Source organism: Pandoraea pneumonica, assembly GCF_049918595.1.
GTDB lineage: Bacteria > Pseudomonadota > Gammaproteobacteria > Burkholderiales > Burkholderiaceae > Pandoraea > Pandoraea pneumonica_A.
This window is the reverse complement of sequence record NZ_JBNCRZ010000005.1, coordinates 301,656-322,570: the sequence shown is the minus strand read 5'-3', so window position 1 is coordinate 322,570 and position 20,915 is coordinate 301,656. Positions and strand designations below refer to the sequence as shown.

The following is a 20,915-nucleotide window of genomic DNA, read 5'->3' as shown; positions in this document are numbered from 1 at the left end:
CGCTCTGGACCGGCCCTCGCACCGCGCGCTTTCCGGCTTGGCCGTTACGCTGACGCGCCTTGTTGGCCCTGTTCTTGCCCTTGCGCGAGGAAATTCACCACGGCCGAGGCAGTCGCACTCAGTTGGTCGCGCGACGGGAACACCATCCACAGCTGCCGATGCGCCCACTCGTCGGTGAGCGGACGCACCACCACATCGAGCTTGCCGACATACAACTGGCCGACCTGCTCCGGCGCGATGGCGATACCCAACCCCGCATGCGCCATGCGGCACAGCGCGTCGAGGCTCGATACGCGGATCTTGATGCGCAACGACGCACCCGCGGCACTCGCTTGCTGGCGCAGCAACTGCGTGAGTGCGCTATTGCCTTGCAGGCCGACGAGCGTTTCGTTCACGCAGGCCGAGAACGGAATCTCGCCCGTACGTGCGGCGAGCGGATGTCCCACCGGCAGAATCACGGCGAGGCGGTCGCGGCGGTACGGCACCATCGTGAACGCTTCGATACCGGCGACCGCGTTGCAGATGCCCACGTCCACGGCACGCTCGGCCACGCGTTGCAGCACTTCATTGCTGTGCTGTTCATCGAGCTCGACGTCGACCGCCGAGAACACGCGACCGAACGCCGCGAGGTCTTCGGGCAGAAACTGCACGATGGCCGACAGATTGGCAGCGATACGCACGCTGCCGCGCGCACCTTCGTGGAATTGCGACAGCTCGGCACCCAGCGACTCGATGGTGCCGAGGATGCGCTCGGCGTAGCGGCGCACGGTTTCGCCCACCGGGGTGACGGTAATACCGCGTTGGTGACGCTGAATCAGTGGCAGGCCGACGATGGCCTCGATGTCGGCAATTCGCCGGCTGATGGCCGACGGCGCGATGAATTCGCGCTCGGCCGCACGTGCCATGCTCCGCTCCTGGCACACGGCGACGAAAAGGCGTAAAGAAGTGAGGTCTAGCTTGCGGAGAAGGTTTTCCATACCTGTGCGGCAATACACCGGAAATGCCGGAAACGCCCGGCTGGCGCGGCCCCGCGAAGGGCACGTCTTTTGCTGGACAAACAACGAATCGACGCCTATTATACGCATCGCGTACACAGCCCTGCCGACCCGACCATGAGTGCACAGCAGACTTTCCTGCGCGACGCGATGCGTCGCCTGAACATGACCCGCGACACCTTCGCCGAGCGTATCGGCGTTCGCCGGCGCGCCCTTGACACCTGGTTGCTTCCCGAAGATTCGAGCGAATATCGCACGATGCCGAGCATCGTGGAGAAATTCGTCGGCGAAATCCTCGGTCGCGAAGCACCGTCTGCGGAATCTACGCAAAGCGCACACAAGCCGCTGCGTGAACGCATGGGCCTCGACGGCAAGCCGCATCTGATCTCCGTCGACCAGTTCTCGCGCGACTCGCTCGAAGAGCTGTTCCACGTTGCCGACATCATGCAACCGATTGCCCGCCGCCAGAAGATCTCGCGCGTGCTCGAAGGTGCTGTGCTCGGCAATTTGTTCTTCGAAGCCAGTACCCGTACCCGCGTGAGCTTCGGCTCGGCCTTCTGCCGTTTGGGCGGATCGGTGTGCGACACCACGGGCTTCACATTCTCGTCGATGGCCAAGGGCGAGTCGATCTACGACACCAGCCGCGTGATGAGCGGTTATGTCGACGCCCTGGTCGTGCGCCACCCGGAAAAGGGTTCAGTCGCCGAATTTGCGCGTGCTACCAATATTCCGGTGATCAACGGCGGCGATGGCCCCGGCGAACACCCGAGCCAAGCCATTCTCGACCTCTATACCATCGGCCGCGAGTTTTCGCGCCTCGGTAAGCTGGTCGACGGTGCGCACGTGGCGATGGTGGGCGACTTGCGCTACGGCCGCACGGTGCACTCGCTGATCAAGCTGCTCGCGTTGTATCGCGGCCTGAAATTCACGCTGATTTCGCCGCCGTCGCTGGAAATGCCGACGTACATTCTCGATCAGATCTCGCAGAACGGTCACGTCATCGTGCAGAGCAACTCGCTCGCCGATCTGGCCGGTGCCGACGTGGTCTACGCGACGCGCATTCAGAAAGAGCGCTTTGCCGACGAGGCGATCGAAGGCTACACGCCGGATTTCCAGATCAACGAAGCGCTCATCAACACGTATTGCGACAGCCGCACGATCATCATGCACCCGCTGCCGCGCGACAGCCGTCCGGGTGCCAACGATCTGTCGACCGATCTGAATCACGACCCGCGTCTGGCGATCTTCCGTCAAACCGACAACGGCATTCCGGTGCGCATGGCGATCTTCGCGATTCTGCTCGGCGTGGACAAGCAAGTGCAGCACAGCATGCGCGACGCCACGTGGCGCTCGCCGTCGCATGTAGGCCCGGACGACGCGTTGTTCGACGGTCTCGACTGATAGAAAGCGCCCGCCCCGCGTTTTTTCGCCGGGGCGGCGGGTCTTTACGGGTAAAATTGCGTCCGTTACGAAATACGAACGCTTTTTTGCTTTTTGGAGGCCGCCATGCGCCGCAAGACCCTCACCCAATACCTCATCGAACAGCAGCGGGAATACAGCAATATTCCCGCTGAGCTGCGTCTGTTGATCGAAGTCGTTGCGCGCGCGTGCAAGTCGATCAGCCACGCCGTGTCCAAGGGCGCCCTCGGCGGCGTGCTGGGCAGCGCTGGCAGCGAGAACGTCCAAGGCGAAGTCCAGAAGAAGCTCGACGTGATCTCCAACGAGATCATGCTCGAAGCCAACGAATGGGGCGGCCATCTCGCGGCCATGGCCTCGGAAGAGATGGAAGACGTCTTCCACATTCCCAACCGTTATCCGCAAGGCGAATACCTGCTGATGTTCGACCCGCTCGACGGCTCGTCGAACATCGACGTGAACGTGTCGATCGGCACGATCTTCTCGGTGCTGCGTTGCCCGGACGGCGTGACGGACCCGACCGAACAGGACTTCCTGCAACCGGGCACGCAACAGGTCGCCGCCGGATACGCCGTGTACGGCCCGCAAACCGTGCTGGTGCTGACGACCGGTCACGGCGTGAACTGCTTCACGCTCGATCGCGAGATGGGTTCGTGGGTGCTCACGCAAGAAGGCATGCGCATTCCGGAGGACACCAAGGAATTCGCCATCAACATGTCGAACGAACGTCACTGGTACCCGCCGGTGCAGCGTTACATCGGCGAGTTGTTGCAGGGCAAGGAAGGCGTGCGCGGCAAGGATTTCAACATGCGCTGGATCGCCTCGATGGTGGCCGACGTGCATCGTATTCTCACGCGCGGCGGTGTCTTTATGTACCCGGCCGACAAGCGCGATCCGGACAAGCCGGGCAAGCTTCGCATCATGTACGAAGCCAACCCGATGAGCTTCCTCGTTGAACAAGCGGGCGGTGCCGCGACCAATGGCGTGCAGCGCATTCTCGATATTCAGCCGCAGAAGTTGCACGAGCGTGTTGCTGTGTTCCTCGGTTCGAAGAACGAAGTCGAGCGCGTGACGGGCTATCACCACGAAGCCGGTCAGAAGTAAGTCGGCGTGAATGCATTCGTCGTCGCGAGGTGGGCGCACTGCCGACAAAAAATTTTTCGCGGCGACGAAGCGCAGGATTTCTGTAATTTCAAGGATTTACGCGGCGCGCCCGCGCTGGCGATAAAAAATCTCTGAAAAAAGTAGTGACAATCGCCGAAAACCTGCTAATATCTCACTTCTTCGCAGCGCCGGAGTAGCTCAGTCGGTAGAGCAGCTCATTCGTAATGAGAAGGTCGGGGGTTCGATTCCTCTCTCCGGCACCAGCGACTTCTTTAGTCCCTGGTCATGCAAGCAGAAGGTAGTTAGCAGTTAAACAAGAAAGCCGCTCGATTTCGTCGCGCGGCTTTTTTGTTTTTGCATCACCCGCTCATCATATTCAGCGATGCCCCACCTGTCGTGGTGGAGCGCCTATCTGACTTATTCCCCTGCCTTCCCCTCACCCGTAACGTTGTCGTTCGCCCCGTCTTCGTCTTCCGCGGGCTCGGCCATCCACGCGTGGTAACCCGCTACGCCCATCTTGCGCAGCAGTGCTTCGTTGCGCCCGAAAATCTCCTCCGCTTCCGGAAACGCTTCGACCGCGCGGTCAATACTGTCTTCGCGCAGGATATGCAGAATCGGATACGGCGAGCGATTGGTGTAGTTCTCTGCGTCTTCCGGGGCGGTGCCTTCGAACTGATAGTCCGGATGAAAACTCGCGACCTGCAACTCGCCTTCCAGCCCTAACTGCTTGAGCATGCGCTCGGCAAAGAACAGCGCGTCGTTGTACTCGTGAAAATCGAGCAGCGCGTCAGGCAGGATCAGCAGCGTGGTGTCGACCGCTTGGGGATCAGCCTCGGCCAGCCACTGCAATTCATGCTCGAGATCGAGCAGCGCGCCCTCCATATCGTGCGCATGGCTCACGACATAGCGGATCTGCCGCTTCACATGCACGGCCTTCGCAAACGGACAAAGATTGAGGCCGATCACGGCGCGCGTGAGCCAATGACGCGTCGCTGCAATGACGGCAGCGGTCGCTTCGTTTTGGAGGTCTGTTTCGGGCGACGTGGCCCCGAGATCGTTCGAATCGGACATGGGCAAACTACTGTAAAAACGCATCAGAGCGACATTGTAAGCGCGTCGCATGCCGCACAGAGTACGCAATGGCGACGCCGGAAGCGACAGCCATCGCGCGAGCGCCCCCGCATGATGCCGCTCTCCTCCACAACGCACGCGCCATCTCTCGCCGCCATGCCATCCTTGCATCCGATTGCACCCGCATCGTCGTCCCGGCCGTCAGCCGTCTCGTCTACCATTTCCAACGCCACCACACCCTACCCGGCCTCGCTGATGACGCTGCCTTTGACGCGGCTTCTCGCCGAGTTCCGCGAAGGCCATCTCGCTACCCCGACCCGCGCACACATACTCAGGCACCCCGAGGGGGTCGCCGCCAAAGAACTGCTCGCCCTATGCGAATTTGCCAGCGCCGCTGGGCAAGAATTCCAGGGCGGCTTGGCGAACCTGCGTCATGCCGCAATTTCGCTGCTAGCCGTGCCGCCATCGCTCCGGACACTGGATCAACTGCGCGATATCGGCATGTTCCGCACGGTGCCACCCCACGAATTCCCGAGTCGCGACGATCTCGACCTACTGTCTTCGGACGACGGGCTATTGCTGTGGTTGAAATACGGTGCGAACGCCGACGGCTATCAACGGCTATTTATCGACTACGTCAGCGAATTCCTGCGCTTCGAGACGACGAACGTCCCGCCTGCGAGCAACATCGGCCCGGCACTGCGGATGCTCGTCGCGATCAAACGCGACGCTGCTTACGATGTCCCCGATCCGTTGAACGCCGGACACGCGCTGCCCCCGCTGTCGCACCTGTGCGCCACGCATGCCCCGGACTGGTTGCCCTTCCTGCTCGACATCAGCGACTGCGCCAATCAGCGCGATCGGTGTGGCTACCCGCTGCTTTATCCCGCCCTTGTCGCCACGACAAACACCTCGCGCGCTACCGGCCGGACACCGCACGAAATCAATCACGCGTTACAGGATTGCGTCGCCCTTCTCGTGAACCACGGGGCCACGCTGACGGTCTCCGACTTCGAAGGCACACCCCTCACCGTCAGGCTCATACGCGACGGCTATATCGATGCCGCGCGCGTATTGATCCAATGCGGCGCGTGTCCCTCGTCGACGGACAGCGAAATGCGCTCGGTGCTGCATCATCTCTCCACCGCGCTTCAACCCACCTCGCTGCGGAACAGCGCCGCAGTTGTCGCGTATATCGCCGCACTCGCGGCGGGTGCCGATCCGCAACGCGCCAACGCCAGAGGGGAAACCGCGTTCGAACTACTCCCTCGGGCCCAGCGTGAACATTTCAGATTCATCTCGGCGCACTATGCCCGCTGGTCGCATTTCGACGCCCAGCCCTAAGTCCTCATTCTTTTCCGGCACTCGCCGGCGTCGTCTCGGCATTAGCGCCTGAGCGCCAACCCTCCGTGGCGCTCACGCAGATAAGCCCCCACAAAACCGTTGAGCTCCCATCGCACCTCCGGCGAAGCCAGTTCGCCACGCGACGCCGCTGCATGCACCACCCCTTCGACGGCGGACGCGAGTACTTTGGCTGCGACGACATCGCCAGGCGTGCACACCGCCTGCGCATCCGGCACGATCAGCGCCTGATAGCGCCGCAAATACTCGCACTCGAACGCGTGGGTGCGCGCCGAGAGCGGCACCTCCTCAAGCAACACGTGATGCATGCGCTGATCGCCTGCGTGAATCCGAATGACACCGTCGATCAAATCGGTCACGCGTGTTCCCAGTTGCACCGAGTCCTGACAGCGATCCGGATCCGGCAACACCGCGAGCACAGCTTCGAGATGCCGCTCGCGAATCGCTTCGGCGAGCGCTAACTTGTCGGGGAAGTATTGATACAGCGAACCGATGCTCGCGCCAGCGACGCTGGCGACTTCATTCGTGTTGAATTTGGCCCAGCCGCGTGCACCCAGAACGCGAGCCGCAGCTTCGATAATGGCGTCGACTGTCGCCCGCGAACGCTGCTGGCGCGGGACTCTGCGGGCTGTCGCAGCCCCTGAGGGAAAGCGAGTAGGCATGGAGGGGGTTCCACGCAAAAATTTGACTATACCTGCGTCGATTCTCTGACGCACGGTGCTCAATCAACACTCACCTCGTCTTGAGAAACAAAGGAGTCAAGTATGTCGAGCCCACGCGTCGCGATTGTATTTCACAGTCGCTATGGTCATACGGCACGCCAAGCGGCCGCCGTCGCCCAAGGCGTCGAGCGTGCCGATGGCGCGCGCGCCACCCTCATCCCCTGCGAGGAAGCCCCGTCGCGCTGGGACGATCTGGAACAAGCCGACGCCATCATCTTCGGTGCGCCGACTTTCATGGGCGGCACATCAGCGGAGTTCCGAGTCTTCGCCGAAGCTACGTCGAATATCGTGATGACGAAAGGCTACGTGTGGCAGGACAAATTCGCCGCTGGTTTCACCAATTCCGGTGCACACGCGGGCGATAAACTCGCCACCCTTATCCAGATGGCGCTCTTCGCCGCGCAACACGGCATGCATTGGGTGAACCTCGGCTTGCCCCCTGCGAACAACTCCTCGAGAGGCTCGCCGGACGATGTCAACCGTCTTGGCTTCTGGCTCGGCGCGGCGGCACAGTCGAACGTCGACCAAGGCCCGGAACAGGCGCCGCCCGAATCCGATCTCGCCACGGCACGTCACCTCGGCTACCGTGTGGCGCAAACTGCACTTCAGTTCGCACGTGGACGGCGCACCCTACAACCATGCGGCATTCGGACGCACCCTTAAAGATGCATTTGTTTTACATCTTATAATCACTCCGCAGTGCGCGACGTCTGACACCCTCAACGTCGCGCCCGACTCATAACCACAACACTTCGGAGTGTGCCCCATGCTTTCCGCTGCTTCCCGCCCGTATATCGACGCCAGCGTGCCGGTGCTGCGCGACCACGGACTCGCCATCACGCGTCACTTCTACGCCAGCATGTTCGAGGCTCACCCCGAACTGCGCGATCTCTTCAACATGGGGAATCAGGCGAGCGGTGCCCAACAGCAATCGCTCGCTTCGGCGGTGTTCGCCTACGCCGCCAACATCGACAACGCTGCCGCGCTCGCCCCGGTGATGGAGCGCATCGTGCACAAGCACGTTTCGGTCGGCATCACGCCCGCGCATTACCCGATCGTCGGCCGCCATCTGCTCGCTGCCATCAAGCACGTCTTGGGAGATGCCGCCACGCCCGAGCTGATTGCCGCGTGGGACGAAGCGTACTGGCTGCTCGCAGGCGAGCTGATTGCCGCTGAAGCCCGCCTGTCGGAGCGCACCCATGCGCCGCTGGGCGCACTGCGCGAATTGGTCGTGACCGATGTGGATCGCGAGACCGAGCACATCGTTTCCTACTATCTGCAAACCCCGGAAGGCACGTCACCGGGCGAGTTCGTGCCCGGACAATATGTGAGCGTGGCCGTCACGCTACCTGACGGCCTGCATCAGCGCCGCCAATACAGCCTGTCGGACGCACCTACCGCACCGCACTGGCGCATCACCGTCAAGCGCGAAGATGCGACTGACGGCAAACCTGCCGGGCAGGTCTCGAACTGGTTGCACGCGAATCTGAAGGCAGGCGATCGGGTGCAAGTCAGCCCGCCGTACGGCGAGTTCACGACGCCGCTCGACGCGGCGCATCCGCTGGTGTTGCTCAGCGCAGGGGTTGGCATCACGCCGATGATGTCGATGCTCGCGACGTTGGCGGCCAATGGCTCGCGTCGCGAGATCGTGTTCGCCCACGCGGCACGCCATGCTTCGCATGTCGCCCTACGCCGTCAATGGCAGCACGCAGGCACCCAACTGCCGCACCTGCGCGTCGCGACGTTCTTCGAGACGCCGCTCGCGAATGAAACCGAAGGCACCGACTACACCTTTGCTGGCCGTATGGATGTGAGCCGTCTGACATTGCCCGACGGCGCAGACTACCTGCTGTGCGGCCCCACGCCGTTTATGCAAACGCAGTGGCGTGCGCTGCGCGACTTGGGCGTGCCCGCCGAGCGCATCCATCGCGAAGTGTTCGGTCCGGAAGCGCTCGATTTGGGTTGATTCAGCCGATCAACTCAGTCGATCAACTTGCCCGCGGCATCGTAAAACGGATGCGCGCCGCCTGCGTCGTCGACGAAGCCGAGGTGCGAGACGAGCCCGCTTTGCGGTGTGTACCGATGCAACTGGAACGCAGGTGGGTCGAGCACCCACGCTGACGGCCCGCCTTCACGCAAGTCGAGGGCGACCTGATGCGCAGGCGATGGGCAAACGCTGGCGATGGTGCCAGCGAAGCGCGTATGAATCGGGCGATGCACGTGGCCGCAAATCAACCGTTCGACGTTATCGAAACGGCGCACGACAGCAGCAAGTTTCGCCGCATCGCCCGCATCCAGCGCTTGCACGTCCATATGCTCGATGCCGCACGCGAACGGCGGGTGATGCATGGCGATGACCGTCGGCGTGGCCGTATCGGCGGCGAGCGTGGCTTCGAGCCAATCGAGCCGCTCGTCGCACAGACGGCCGCCGCCGTTGGGCGGGTCTTGCGTGTCGAGCGCGACGAGCCGCAACGGCCCGAACATCGCCGTGTACTGCACGAAGTCGCCCGGCTTGCCGAGGTACGTATGCTCGGGAAACACCTCACGTAAGGCATCGCGCCCGTCGTGATTGCCGATGACGAGGTAGTACGGAATTTCAAGCGGCGTGAGCAGACGGCGCAGGTGCTCGTACTCTTCGCGCGCGCCGAAGTCCACCAGATCGCCCGTGAGCACGACGAAGTCGGGCCGCGGCACGAGGGTATTCAGACGCGCCACGCAGCGCTCGAGATAAGCGGCGGTATCCACGCGCCGATAGGCCAGTTTGCCGGGCCGTTTGATGTGAAGGTCGCTGATTTGCGCGAACAGCATGAGCGGGTTATCCGTGAAGCGTAAAGACATGAGCGGCAGGCAACGACAGGCCCACCGAATCGCCGACGCGGCATTCGCGACGGCTCGAAACTTCCACCAGCACCGCACCGGCCGGTGACACACCGCCGACCGTCAGGCGCGTGCGATCGCCGAGGAATTGCACGGCTTCGATTTGCCCGACGAGGGGCGCATCGACCGGCGGCACCACAATGGCGTCTTCCGGGCGGAAATACAGCTCTTGTGCATCGGCGCGCACGTCCGGGCAAGCCACCCGCCCGCCTTCCGTATGAAAGTGACCCTCGCGCCACACACCCGCAATGCGATTGAGCGTGCCGATGAAGTTAGCGACATGGCGCGACGCCGGTTGATAGTAAATATCGCGCGGCGCGCCGATCTGCTCGATGCGCCCGGCGCTCATCACCACGATGCGATCGCCCAGCGCCATGGCCTCATCCTGATCGTGCGTGACATACACCGTCGTCACGCCGAGGCCGCGCAGCAGCTTGTCCATATCGGCACGCACGGTTTCGCGCAGCTTGGCGTCGAGGGCCGTCAGCGGCTCGTCGAGCAGCAACACACGCGGCTCCGGTGCCAGCGCACGGGCGAGCGCAACACGTTGCTTCTGACCGCCCGAGAGTTGCGCGATGGCACGGTCGGCGTACGGCGTCAGATGCACGAGATCGAGTAATTCGTCCACGCGCTTGTCGACTTGCGCGGAGGGCAGGCCGCGCAGCTTCAGCCCATAGGCCACGTTGCCGCGCACGGTGAAGTTGGGGAAAAGCGCGTAGTTCTGGAAGACCATGCCGACGCGGCGTTTTTCGATCGGCAGACGCGTGACGTCCTCATCGCCAAAGCACACACGCCCGCCCGCGTCGGGGCGCTCGAGGCCCGCGATCATGCGCAGCGTGGTGGTCTTGCCGCAGCCCGACGGGCCGAGCAGCACCAGCGTCTCGCCCGCACCGATCGTCAGATCGAGCGGCTGCAACACGGTGTTGCCATTGAACGTCTTGGCACAGCGTTCGAGGTGGATCGGGATCGAAGTCAGTTTCATCGCAATTTCCTAGGCATTCGATGGGCGAGGTTTAGGTGCGTCCGCGGGCATTGCGGACTTTGGCGCGCTGCGCCGTCATCTGCATGACGATGAGCAGCGGCACGATCAGCACGAAAAACACCGCCGTATAAGCGCTACCGATCTCCAGACGCAGCGACGCATACGCGTCCGCCAGCCCCACGGGCAGCGTCTTGGTATCGGGCGTGTGCAGCATCCACGTCAGGTTGAATTCACCGAGCGAGAGCGTCACCACAATGAGCGCTGCCGCCACGATTTCGCTACGAATGTTCGGCAGCACCACCGTCATGAACCGGCGCAGGAAGGTCGCGCCGAGGCTCGCCGCGCCCTCTTCCATCAGCTTGATGCGCGTATCGGCACAGGCCGCGGCCACCGCGCGCACCATAAACGGCAGCGTGAAAATCACGTGCCCCACCACGATGAACGCGAGGCTTTCACGAAAGCCCCGCACACCGCCATACACGCTGATGAGCGCCAGCGCACTCGCCAGCCCCGGCAGCGCGATAGGCAGCGTGAGCAACTCTTCGATCCAGCGAGCCATGCGGCTATTCCAGCGCGCGAGCACGTAGCCCGCTGGCACCCCCAGCAGCGTCACGAGAATGAGCGTGGCGGCGCCGACATACAGCGAGTTGAGAATGGCGTCGTGATAGTCCTGCCAGACCTGAATCACCCACTTGAACGTGAGCCCAGCCGACGGACCGCGGAAATAATTCACCGACAATCCGGCGAGAATCGACATCCCCACGGGCACCAGCAAGAACGCGCACATCAGCAGCGTGAGCAGCAGTTGCAACGTGAAAAGGGTTTTCTTGAGCATGCGAATCAGCCTCCGGCGGCAACCGTTTGCCCGGCGAAGTTGCGCGCGAGCATGAGCACGGCCCACGTAACGATGCCGAGAATCACCGACAGCGCCGCCGCCGTCGCCACATTGGCGTTGAGCGTGAACTCGGTGTAGATCGTCATCGGCAGCACGTCGATGTCGGTCGCGAGCGTGAACGCGGTACCGAACGCGCCGACCGAGGTCGCGAAACACATCGCGCCCGAAGCGATCAACGCGGGGGCGAGCGCGGGCAGCGTCACGTCGCGCAGAATGGCAAACGGCCCGGCGCCCAGCGACGACGCCGCTTCCGAGAGGGAATGATCGAGCGACTCCGCCGCCGCCATCACAGCGAGGATCACGCGCGGAATCGAGAAATAGAGGTAGCCGAGAAAGAGCCCGGCCAACGAATACGCAAACACCAGCTTGTGGCCGACGAGCTTTGACGTCAGGTCGCCAATCAAGCCCTGGCGTCCCGCGAGCATGATGACCATGAAGCCGACCACCACGCCGGGGAACGCCAGCGGCAACGTGAGCATCGACACGAGGATCGATTTGCCCGCGAAGTCATGCCGGGTGAGAAAGAGGCCCGCGACGAGCGAGAGCGCCAGCGTAGCGAGCGTGACCAGTGCCGAGAGCACCACCGTCTGCCACAGGCTGTCGAGATAGCGCGCGTTGGTGAGAATGGCGCGATAGGTCTCGAACGCGTGACCGTCGCCGCTCACCTGCACGAGCGCCGCCATCGGCAATAGCCAGAAGGCCAGAAACACCGCCAGCGCCGGCAGCAGGAGTGCCACGCGCCAACCGCGCGGCAGGGTCAGGTCTCGCATCGTCTTGTTCCTCTTCCTCAGTCCCGTCGCCCGTGCTTAGCGCACGTTCTTCAGATATTGCTGACCGAACGCGTCCTGCTGGTCGGCAAGCTTCTGAAGATCGACCGGCTTCACACGCGCGTAGTCGGTGGCGGGCAGGAACTTCGCTGCCACGTCAGCCGGCATCGTGCTAGCACGCACCGGACGCAGGAACGCTTGCGACCAATGAGCCTGGCCCTTGTCGGAGAGCGTGTAGTCGATCACCTTCTTGCCGTTATCCGCGTGCGGTGCGTTCTTCACGAGCGCGATCACGTACGGCAGCGACACGGTGCCTTCCATCGGAATCACGAACTGCACGTTGGCGCGGTCTTTGTAGATCGCACGATAGGCGTTGAAGTCGAAGTCGATCAGGATGGGGATTTCACCCGAGAGCACGCGCGCATAGGCGGTTTGCTTCGGCACGATCGGCGCGTTGGCCTTGAGCTTCTGGAAGAAGCCGATGGCCGGAGCGAAGTTGTCCATCGAGCCGCCCAGGGCCTGATTGGCGGCAATCGCGGCGGCGTAACCGGCGAAGGCGCTGCTCGGGTCCAGATAGCCCACCATGCCGCGATATTCCGGCTTGAGCAGGTCGGCCCACGAACGCGGCACCGGCTTGCCTTCGAGCGCGTCGCGGTTCACGAAGAAGCCGACCGTGCCCGAGTGGATGGTGGTCCACAGACCGTTCGGATCCTTCATGTTGGCCGGCACTTGGTCCCAGTGCGCGGGCTTGTACGGGGCGAGCAAGCCCTTCTTACCGGCTTCGATGGCCGCCGTGATGCCCAGGTAGACAACATCGGCCACCGGCGCTTTCTGCTCGGCGATCAACTGGGCAACGGCCTGCCCGGAGTTCTTGTTGTCGAGCGGCACGCGAATGCCGGTGTCTTGCGCAATCGCCTTGACCTGACCAGCCCAGTCGGCCCATTCCGGCGGGCAGTTGTAGCAGATCGCCGTCTGCTGGGCCTGCGCAGCGCCAGCGCCGAGCAAGGTGAAAAGCGCCAGCGTACGGGCGGCGCGGGTGATCCAAAGCTTCATTTCTCTTAGCTCCTGTGTGTCTGACCATGGGCGGCACTCGCGTGCTGCCGGGTAGGTGCGGTCATACGTTCCGGTCGGGTAGTGCTGGGCCTCGCGGCCTGATGCCTGATTGCCTGATTGCCTTGGCCGTCGCTGCGCTCTCTGTCATGCCTCGATGGAGCGAGTCGTCAGCCAATTTCCTTGTCAACTTCCGGTACTGCCTGCTGAAAACAAATGCGTTGCGCTACGTTTCGCTGCGGTGCCCTGCCTTGCGCTCACTGACGCGGCGGCGCAGCCACCGTGCCGCCACGGCGGATCGCGTGCGGAAGAATGAGCGCATGGTTCGCATCGGCAGAACCGGGCGTGGCCGGGGCCGTGCGCCCGTCGATCTGCGCCAGCAGACGTTGCGCTGCATGGCGTCCGATCTCGACGCTCGGCTGCACCACGGTGGCCAACGTCGGCGAGAGCAATTCGCCCACGGCCAGGCCATCGAAGCCAAGCACGGAGATATCGTCCGGCACGCGCAGCCCGGCTTCGCGCAGCGCACGCATGGCGCCGAGGGCGAGTAAGTCGTTCGAGCAGAACAGTGCCGTGGGGCGTGCGCCGTCGCGCTCGCGCTCTGCGAGCCATTCGCGCACGCGCTCTCCACGGGCACCGCTGTTGAAATCGATTTCGAAGGCCGGCAGCGGTGTCAGCCCTGCGGCCTGCATCGCGTCGCCGTAACCGAGAAAGCGGCGCTTGGCGCGATCGGAGGCATGCAACGCGCCGGTCACCATCACGATGTCGCGATGGCCCGCTTCGATGAGCATCGACACGCCTTGGGCGGCAGCAGCGCGGTTGTCGACCGACACACAGGGCCGGTTCGGCGCGTCGTTGTAGACAAGCTGGCAGGCCACCCCTTCGGAGGCGAGATCATCGACGAGTGCGCTGTGTTCGGCGTCGGCAAGGGTGAGCAGCAAGCCGTCCACGCGCTGTTGCAACAGCGTTTCGATGGCGTTGCGCTCGCGCTCAGGGTCGTATTGGGTGGTGACGAGCAACAGGCGGCGGCCCGTGCCGTCGATGGCGGCTTCGATGCCTTCAAGGCAATCGGCGAATACGGGGTTGCCCAGCGTAGGGAGCATCACGCCGATGAGGCCAGTGCGCTCGCCGCGCAGTTGGCGGCCCAGCGCGTTCGGTCGAAATTTCAACTCGGCGGCGGCGGCCTGCACGCGGGCCAGCGTCTCGGGACGCACCAGTTGCGGCGAATTGAGCGCACGCGACACCGTCGCAATCGAACAACCTGCCCGCTGCGCTACATCCCGAATATCTGCCACACCCAGTCTCCTTTTGTCGTGCCGCCAACGCTTTTGCCCTTCCGAGCAATAACTACCGTTAGCGGCTTTTGCGCAAATGTAAACGTTTACGAAAACGTTTTCACTCGGGAATTCTATGGATGGATTGTGATGAATTGATGACACAAGCGAGCGCCATCGAAGCCTGGGGATGCGACCTATACTGAAATTCCCCTCGCATCGGGCGTGACGGCAACGCAAGCCCACGCCAACCCACTACGACCGGGATCGGCCATGAACGAATATCACTTCCTTACCTTGTGGCGGCTCACAGCACCGCTCGAAGAAGTCTGGGACACCATTCGAGACGTCGACCACTGGGCCCGCTGGTGGCCGTGCGTGCGCGAAGTGCAAACGCTCGACGCAGGGGGCACCGACGGCGTGGGGGCGGTACGGCGTCTGACGTGGCACGGCGCGCTGCCGTATTCGCTCACCATCGACACACGCGTCACCCATATCGAGCCGATGCGTGAGATTCGGGTGGCTGCCAGCGGCGAAGCAGAAGGCACCGGCGTGTGGCGCTTCGACACCGAGGGCACGATCACGGTCGTGCGCTACGCCTGGGATGTGCACACAACGCGCGCGTGGATGAGCAAACTGGCCCCCCTCGCCCAGCCGCTCTTTCGCTGGAACCACAATTACGTGATGCGCCGCGGCGGCGAGGGGCTCGCCGCCGTGCTCAATGCGCATCTGGTGGAGTGTCTCGATACCGACCTGCCGCCCGCGACCATCGGCGAGGACCGCACACCCCGCGACCTTCGTGCTGCGCGGGCACGGGCCAGTCACGATGGGCGGGGTTGAGCGGCAGACGAGCCGCTCAAGTCGGAGAACTCAGGGTGACGAAGAGATATCCACGCACTGCGTCTCTGCGCGCCCGCTCGCAACGTTGGGCGCGGCCGCTGCCAGCAGAGATCCGTCACCGGCCCCCGCGTGTATCCAATACACCACCGCTGGCGGCATGAGGTTTAGCCTGATGACCCTCAGCGGCTGCATCCCGTCGTTAAGGTTCTCCAATGGCTGACCGGTGTCGAGGCACGACATCACCGCCGGAAACGTCCAATGCCGGATAAGCGAGCCGAACTGGCGCGTATCGATACCCCGCGCATTCGCGAACATCGTGGCCTGTGAGGCATCCGTCGTTGGCCCCGCCTGCGCCCCCCACACCGACAGGTCATCGAGACTCACCAAGCGTCCCTGCCAGCCTGCGCCCACAAACGGCACGTGCGGCTCGCGGAGAATAAATTTTTCCGACATGAACGGCGCCATGGCGCTGCGCGGCACGCCCATCGACAGGGCACTTGCCCATAGCTCGCCGTCGCTGCGGACTCGGCCTCGCATTGCGTGGAGATAACGTGCCAAATCTCGGTCCAGCATGATGGTCGGCGAACTGCCGTGAAGCAGTGGCAGACCTTCGTTCGTCACCAATCGATGCAGATCGCCGCTGATGACTTGGGTGTCGAACGCCGCTGAAGTGCTGCTCACCGACGGCGAGGCCACCGTGGATGCTGGCGCGATGTGGGGGACCACTGGTGCACTGCGCACGAGATAGCTCCACGCATCCTGTTCGAACGAGTCGACGTCTTCCTTCTTGACTGTCGGCAAGTCGCGGAACAGTGTGCGCCACTCCGCTGGCCCATCGGAAAAGCTGGGCCACGCACCGGGCACCGCACCCGGCGTATGAAAAATGGTTGCCGCCTCCGCACGCTGGCATTGCCGAATTGCGGCGCCGACCCACGGGAGCGCCTGAAATCTGGGGATGAGACAACTGTAGCAATCGACTTCCTTGTTGCGAACGTTCCGGTGCGTCAGGCTGACGTGCACCGTATCCCGCATCGCCTCGCACGCGCGCTGCACGGCCGAAAATCTGTCGGCCTGCGCCGTGGCTCCCGGCACGCCCACACTGGCGATATCACGTCGCAAGTCATCGTCGAGCCCGGGCGACGATGTTAGTTGCACCGTCCATCCACTGCCATCTGGCAACCCACGTCGGAAATGAAGTGAGGTACGTCCGGCGAAGGCTAGCTCGAGCGGCGTATGAAGTACATGGGCAATGGCTTCGGCGAGCCGCATGTAGGCAGCGCCGCACTCAGGCGGTGGCGCATTGCCCGTCCCAGTGGGGGACCTCACCGCCGACGTTGACCCACTTACCGACGCGGCCGTCGATGCACCGCTGATGCGCGGAGGATAAGGCCCCACGCGTGCCGTGCGTGGTGGCGGATTACGTATGGGATTCATTGGTCGGCTTCCCCCGCTATGCGTTGACGGCAGCTTTTCACGAAGTACAAGGGTGGCGTCGATGGCGCACGCTCGAAGCGGAAGACGCGTAATCCGATGTGTCCTCGATTGAAGTCTTCAAGTGGCCGCCCTTGGCGGTGGAAGGCAACCAGGTCGCCCACCGGGATCCGCCCAATCATGTCCTCGAACTGACTCGAGTCGACATGACGCGTCTGGGCAAACAGGGAAGCCGACGATACCCGGCGTTGCGTCACGTCGAATTGCGCCCCCGTCTCATCCCAAGCGATCAGGTCGTCGAGGCAAACAAAACGGCCGTTCCACACGTGTTCCAACGCCTCCTGACAGTGCACGCGCGGGCTCAGGTCGCCGCATACGAAGGTCGAAATCGCGGCCCGTCTAAAGCCCCATGCTGCAAGATCGTGCCAAATATCACGCGCTGGCCCGAAGCGGCTGCGCGCGAACGCGTAGCGCGCAAGGTCCCGGCTTCGCATCACGGTCGGCGAAGTCCCGTGAAATGCGGGAATGCCTTCGGGGCACGACAGCGAGGGGGTGACAGACACGAACGGCGAAGGGGGCGGGTTATCCAGCGATATCTCGGACGTCACAGACCCGACGGGGCCATGTGGGAGATGCGACGGCGCCGGCATCGAGGCGCACGGGCACGACGCACTTCTCAGGTATCTCGACATATCGAGCGCAAACGCGTCGACCTCGCCACCGTTGACCATCGGTAATCCCAGCGACTCTATGCGCCACGGCGTTTCGGCACCGATGGCACGCGGCGCGAGCATGCCCGGCACCCATTGGAGGCGTTGATATTGCCGGATCATGGCCCCGGCGCTCATGAACGCGCGCATAAACGGAACCGTGCCAGCGTATTGCGTGATTTGGTGTCCGGTGAAATCGAGATGCCTTAGCGTGAGTTGCAACGCCGGGTGGGTCTCCGGCGTCGCGTCCTGTGGCAAAGGCTCGCCTGGTTTGTCGCATGTCGCGAGGTGAATTTCCCAGAAATTGGCTTCGCGCTGCAAATGCGCCAGCCGAATTTTCGGATGCGGGGGACTCACGATGTCGACGTGCAACTGCAACACATGCGTCAGCGCCGCCGCGAACCGCTCGCGAAGCGCTGCGCAATCGGCCGGCAAGTGGAAGCGGGTGACGGCGCTCGGCGGCGCCGGCCTCGGGTAAGGAGACATGCGCACATTGGCGGATGCCGAAGAACAAGTGGGTTTCATACCGTCTGCCCAGTAAAAAGGAGCCGCAATTCTCATCGCCGCCTCGCTGGCCCGCTGTCGACATCCATCCGCGGCTTTCGGGCGCGGGCGTCTCTTGCGGCGCCTCGTCCGCCTCCACAGCTATTCCACAAAGGAATAGTCGCCACGATAGATTTCATTATTTTTTATATCGACAGATGCCTAGACTTGAGGGCATCTGGTGGTGGCATGCCGTCATGGCTGCGCCGCCGCCCCGCAAAACATCAAAGCTTCTGGAGACCTCGTGAGCCTTTCGACTCCGCCGCTGCTGCGGCACTACGTGGATGGTGCGTTCGTTGCCACCGATCGTCAGTTCGATAACGTGAGTCCCGTTGACGGGCACCTCATCGCGAAGGTTTGCGAAGCCGACGCCGCCACGGTCGATCGTGCCGTCACTGCAGCGCGCCGCGCCCTGCACGACGGCCCGTGGGGCAAGACCACGCCCGCCGAGCGCGCCGCTGTACTGCACCGCATCGCCGACGGCATTCAAGCTCGCTTCGACGACTTCGTCGCCGCAGAAGTCGCCGACACCGGACGCCCGGTCGAACAAGCCCGCACGCTCGATATTGCCCGTGGCATCGCCAACTTCCGTATGTTTGCCGACCTGATCAAGACGGCGGGCACCGAGATGCACGAAATGCGCGCGGCCGATGGTGCCGACGTGATGAACTATGTCGTGCGCAAGCCGCTCGGCGTGATCGGCATCATCTCGCCGTGGAACCTGCCGCTGCTGCTCTTCACGTGGAAAGTGGCCCCGGCGCTCGCCATGGGTAACTGCGTCGTCGCCAAACCCTCGGAAGAAACCCCGTCGTCGGCCACGCTGCTGGCCGAAGTGATGGACGCCGCCGGCGTGCCGCCCGGCGTGTTCAACCTCGTGCACGGCTTCGGCCCCAACTCGGCCGGTGAATTCCTGACCAAGCACCGCGATGTCAGCGCCATCACCTTCACCGGTGAATCGCGTACGGGCAGCGCGATCATGAAAGCCGTGGCCGACGGCGTGAAAGAAATTTCGTTCGAACTCGGTGGCAAAAACGCCGCCGTGGTATTTGCCGACGCCGACTTTGACGCCGCCGTCGACGGCGTGGTGCGCTCGTCGTTCACCAACGCAGGCCAAGTCTGCCTGTGCTCCGAGCGGGTGTATGTCGAGCGCCCGATTTACGAGCGCTTCGTTGCCGCCCTCGCCGAGCGCGCCGCCGCGCTGCGCATCGATGCGCCGGACGCACCGGGCGTGCAGATGGGCCCGCTCGTGTCCCGCAAGCACCGCGAGAAGGTGCTCTCGTACTATCAGTTGGCCGTGGAAGAAGGCGCGACGGTCGTCACTGGCGGTGGCGTGCCCGCGTTCGGCGACGCCCGCGATGAAGGTGCTTTCGTGCAGCCGACCGTCTGGACCGGCCTGCCCGATACGGCCCGTTGCGTGCGCGAAGAGATTTTCGGCCCGGTGTGCCACGTGGCGCCGTTCGACAGCGAAGACGAAGTGATTCGCCGCGTGAACGACAGCGACTACGGTCTGGCTGGCTGCGTGTGGACGACCAACCTGTCGCGCGCGCATCGCGTAGCGCGTCAGTTCCAGACGGGCCTCGTCTGGGTGAATACGTGGTTCCTGCGCGACCTGCGCACGCCGTTCGGCGGCGTGAAGCTCTCGGGCCTCGGGCGCGAAGGCGGGCGTCATTCGCTCGACTTCTATTCCGAAATCACCAACATTTGCATCAAACTCTGACCTGACAATGTGAGGCGACGGTGCGGGGGCTATCGATGGGGGTCGATACCCCCGCACCCGTGCGCCATCCCCACAAGAACACGGAGACAAGACACTCATGAGCGCATCGCAATCGCAAGACACCCAAGCCCGCGTGGTCGAAGGCAAGGCCAAGCCGCGCGGCAAATTCCCGCACATCAAACGCGCAGGCGATTTTCTGTACGTCTCGGGCACCAGCTCGCGCCGCCCCGATAACAGCTACGCCGGTGCACAAGTCGATGCGCTGGGCGTGACCCAGCTCGACATTCGCGAGCAAACGCGGGCCGTCATCGAGAACATTCGCGACATTCTCGCCAGCGAAGGCGCGACGCTCGCCGACGTGGTGGAAGTCGGTTCGTTTCTCGTGAACATGAACGACTTCGGCGGCTACAACGAGGTGTACGGCGAATACTTCGACGAGAACGGCCCCACGCGCACGACCGTGGCCGTGCATCAGTTGCCTCACCCGCTGCTGCTCATCGAAATCAAATGCGTGGCTTACTCGCCGCGCGCGCGTTAAGTACAACGCCAACTGAAAAACATTGATTCATCGCGACATGACCCGGGAGACAGCATGTTGACGTATGGCAAACCCTTTAATTTCCAGCGCTGGATCGACGAGCATGCTCATCTGCTCAAGCCGCCAGTGGGCAACCAGCAAGTCTGGCAGGACAGCGATTTCATCGTGACGGTGGTCGGCGGCCCCAACCACCGCACCGACTATCACGACGATCCGCTCGAAGAATTTTTCTACCAGTTCAAGGGCAATGCGTGGCTCAAGCTCTGGATCGATGGCCGTGAAGAGCGCGTCGATCTTAAGGAGGGCGACATTTTCCTGTTGCCGCCGCATGTGCGTCATTCGCCGCAGCGTCCGGAAGCCGACAGCCTGTGCCTCGTGATCGAGCGCCAGCGCCCGGCGGGTCTCGTCGACGGCTTCGAGTGGTACTGCCTGAACTGCGGCACGCAAGTGCATCGCGTCGAAGTGCAATTGAAGAGCATCGTGACCGACCTGCCGCCGCTGTTCGAAGCGTTTTACGGCAGCGAGACGCTGCGCCGTTGCCCCGGCTGCGGAGAGATTCATCCGGGACGTGCTGCCCCGAAAGCTGCCTGACGCGATCGCGCTTCGATAGACGCGGCGCCA

At 63.2% G+C, this 20,915-nt stretch carries 21 protein-coding genes and 1 tRNA gene; 11 read left to right on the top strand and 11 right to left on the bottom strand.

The annotated features are described in order from the left end of the window. Positions 1–44: 44 nt before the first annotated feature. Positions 45–977 carry a LysR family transcriptional regulator gene (locus ACPWR9_RS21600; RefSeq protein WP_426300464.1) on the bottom strand — a complete coding sequence of 311 codons (933 nt, stop codon included), beginning with the start codon at positions 975–977 and terminating at the stop codon, positions 45–47. A 135-nt stretch (positions 978–1,112) separates the two neighbouring features. Here ACPWR9_RS21600 and ACPWR9_RS21595 point away from each other — a divergent pair, with 135 nt between their 5' ends. The 4 genes from ACPWR9_RS21595 to ACPWR9_RS21580 all read left to right on the top strand — a co-directional run bounded on the left by ACPWR9_RS21595 (position 1,113) and on the right by ACPWR9_RS21580 (position 3,778). After that, positions 1,113–2,396 (top strand): aspartate carbamoyltransferase, encoded by a 1,284-nt coding sequence (locus ACPWR9_RS21595; protein WP_058377817.1) that lies wholly within the window; start codon positions 1,113–1,115, stop codon positions 2,394–2,396. Between the two features lie 105 nt (positions 2,397–2,501). Further along, positions 2,502–3,515 (top strand): class 1 fructose-bisphosphatase, encoded by a 1,014-nt coding sequence (locus tag ACPWR9_RS21590; RefSeq protein ID WP_426300462.1) that lies wholly within the window; start codon positions 2,502–2,504, stop codon positions 3,513–3,515. A gap of 6 nt (positions 3,516–3,521) precedes the next feature. Then, a complete protein-coding gene (locus ACPWR9_RS21585) occupies positions 3,522–3,650 on the top strand; it encodes a hypothetical protein (protein ID WP_426300460.1) in 129 nt (42 codons plus the stop codon). 52 nt (positions 3,651–3,702) lie between these two features. Further along, positions 3,703–3,778 (top strand) — tRNA-Thr (locus ACPWR9_RS21580). A gap of 154 nt (positions 3,779–3,932) precedes the next feature. Here the strand turns inward: ACPWR9_RS21580 and ACPWR9_RS21575 are convergent. Then, complete coding sequence (locus ACPWR9_RS21575) at positions 3,933–4,586, bottom strand: DUF1415 domain-containing protein (protein WP_426300458.1); 654 nt, start codon at positions 4,584–4,586, stop codon at positions 3,933–3,935. Between the two features lie 111 nt (positions 4,587–4,697). Here ACPWR9_RS21575 and ACPWR9_RS21570 point away from each other — a divergent pair, with 111 nt between their 5' ends. Next, on the top strand, positions 4,698–5,930 hold the full coding sequence (locus tag ACPWR9_RS21570; protein WP_426300456.1) for a hypothetical protein: 1,233 nt from the start codon (positions 4,698–4,700) through the stop codon (positions 5,928–5,930). A 41-nt stretch (positions 5,931–5,971) separates the two neighbouring features. Here the strand turns inward: ACPWR9_RS21570 and ACPWR9_RS21565 are convergent, their stop codons facing one another. Then, a complete protein-coding gene (locus tag ACPWR9_RS21565; RefSeq protein ID WP_426300454.1) occupies positions 5,972–6,610 on the bottom strand; it encodes a TetR/AcrR family transcriptional regulator in 639 nt (212 codons plus the stop codon). A gap of 102 nt (positions 6,611–6,712) precedes the next feature. On the opposite strand from ACPWR9_RS21565, the gene ACPWR9_RS21560 reads away from it, so the two are divergent. Together ACPWR9_RS21560 and hmpA are read left to right on the top strand one after the other, a co-directional pair. Further along, positions 6,713–7,333: a flavodoxin family protein gene (locus ACPWR9_RS21560; RefSeq protein ID WP_426300452.1), complete on the top strand. Its 621-nt coding sequence runs from the start codon at positions 6,713–6,715 to the stop codon at positions 7,331–7,333. Positions 7,334–7,436: 103 nt separating this feature from the next. Next, complete coding sequence (gene hmpA, locus ACPWR9_RS21555; protein WP_426300450.1) at positions 7,437–8,636, top strand: NO-inducible flavohemoprotein; 1,200 nt, start codon at positions 7,437–7,439, stop codon at positions 8,634–8,636. A gap of 14 nt (positions 8,637–8,650) precedes the next feature. On the opposite strand, the gene ACPWR9_RS21550 is transcribed toward hmpA, so the two are convergent. The 6 genes from ACPWR9_RS21550 to ACPWR9_RS21525 all read right to left on the bottom strand — a co-directional run bounded on the left by ACPWR9_RS21550 (position 8,651) and on the right by ACPWR9_RS21525 (position 14,536). Next, positions 8,651–9,478 carry a phosphodiesterase gene (locus ACPWR9_RS21550; protein WP_150681475.1) on the bottom strand — a complete coding sequence of 276 codons (828 nt, stop codon included), beginning with the start codon at positions 9,476–9,478 and terminating at the stop codon, positions 8,651–8,653. A 7-nt stretch (positions 9,479–9,485) separates the two neighbouring features. Continuing rightward, positions 9,486–10,529 (bottom strand): ABC transporter ATP-binding protein, encoded by a 1,044-nt coding sequence (locus tag ACPWR9_RS21545; RefSeq protein ID WP_426300448.1) that lies wholly within the window; start codon positions 10,527–10,529, stop codon positions 9,486–9,488. Between the two features lie 31 nt (positions 10,530–10,560). After that, positions 10,561–11,364 carry an ABC transporter permease gene (locus tag ACPWR9_RS21540; RefSeq protein WP_426300446.1) on the bottom strand — a complete coding sequence of 268 codons (804 nt, stop codon included), beginning with the start codon at positions 11,362–11,364 and terminating at the stop codon, positions 10,561–10,563. A 5-nt stretch (positions 11,365–11,369) separates the two neighbouring features. Beyond that, positions 11,370–12,194: an ABC transporter permease gene (locus ACPWR9_RS21535; RefSeq protein ID WP_426300444.1), complete on the bottom strand. Its 825-nt coding sequence runs from the start codon at positions 12,192–12,194 to the stop codon at positions 11,370–11,372. A gap of 36 nt (positions 12,195–12,230) precedes the next feature. Then, the gene (locus ACPWR9_RS21530) at positions 12,231–13,244 is read right to left on the bottom strand and encodes an extracellular solute-binding protein (RefSeq protein WP_426300442.1); all 1,014 of its coding nucleotides are present in this window, start codon (positions 13,242–13,244) and stop codon (positions 12,231–12,233) included. Positions 13,245–13,498: 254 nt separating this feature from the next. Continuing rightward, positions 13,499–14,536, bottom strand: a complete 1,038-nt coding sequence (locus ACPWR9_RS21525) for a LacI family DNA-binding transcriptional regulator (protein WP_426300440.1) — start codon at positions 14,534–14,536, stop codon at positions 13,499–13,501. 252 nt (positions 14,537–14,788) lie between these two features. Here ACPWR9_RS21525 and ACPWR9_RS21520 point away from each other — a divergent pair, with 252 nt between their 5' ends. Continuing rightward, positions 14,789–15,355: an SRPBCC family protein gene (locus ACPWR9_RS21520; protein ID WP_426300438.1), complete on the top strand. Its 567-nt coding sequence runs from the start codon at positions 14,789–14,791 to the stop codon at positions 15,353–15,355. A gap of 30 nt (positions 15,356–15,385) precedes the next feature. Here ACPWR9_RS21520 and ACPWR9_RS21515 read toward each other — a convergent pair whose 3' ends face one another. Then, entirely contained in the window at positions 15,386–16,510 is a 1,125-nt protein-coding gene (locus tag ACPWR9_RS21515) for a hypothetical protein (protein ID WP_426300436.1), read from the bottom strand. A gap of 275 nt (positions 16,511–16,785) precedes the next feature. Then, entirely contained in the window at positions 16,786–18,021 is a 1,236-nt protein-coding gene (locus ACPWR9_RS21510) for a hypothetical protein (protein ID WP_426312900.1), read from the bottom strand. A gap of 262 nt (positions 18,022–18,283) precedes the next feature. Here ACPWR9_RS21510 and ACPWR9_RS21505 point away from each other — a divergent pair, with 262 nt between their 5' ends. The 3 genes from ACPWR9_RS21505 to ACPWR9_RS21495 all read left to right on the top strand — a co-directional run bounded on the left by ACPWR9_RS21505 (position 18,284) and on the right by ACPWR9_RS21495 (position 20,885). Continuing rightward, positions 18,284–19,756, top strand: a complete 1,473-nt coding sequence (locus tag ACPWR9_RS21505; protein WP_426300432.1) for a 2-hydroxymuconic semialdehyde dehydrogenase — start codon at positions 18,284–18,286, stop codon at positions 19,754–19,756. Between the two features lie 97 nt (positions 19,757–19,853). After that, positions 19,854–20,294 carry a RidA family protein gene (locus ACPWR9_RS21500; protein WP_150681484.1) on the top strand — a complete coding sequence of 147 codons (441 nt, stop codon included), beginning with the start codon at positions 19,854–19,856 and terminating at the stop codon, positions 20,292–20,294. A 54-nt stretch (positions 20,295–20,348) separates the two neighbouring features. Further along, positions 20,349–20,885: a 3-hydroxyanthranilate 3,4-dioxygenase gene (locus ACPWR9_RS21495; RefSeq protein ID WP_426300430.1), complete on the top strand. Its 537-nt coding sequence runs from the start codon at positions 20,349–20,351 to the stop codon at positions 20,883–20,885. The last annotated feature ends 30 nt before the right edge of the window (positions 20,886–20,915 follow it).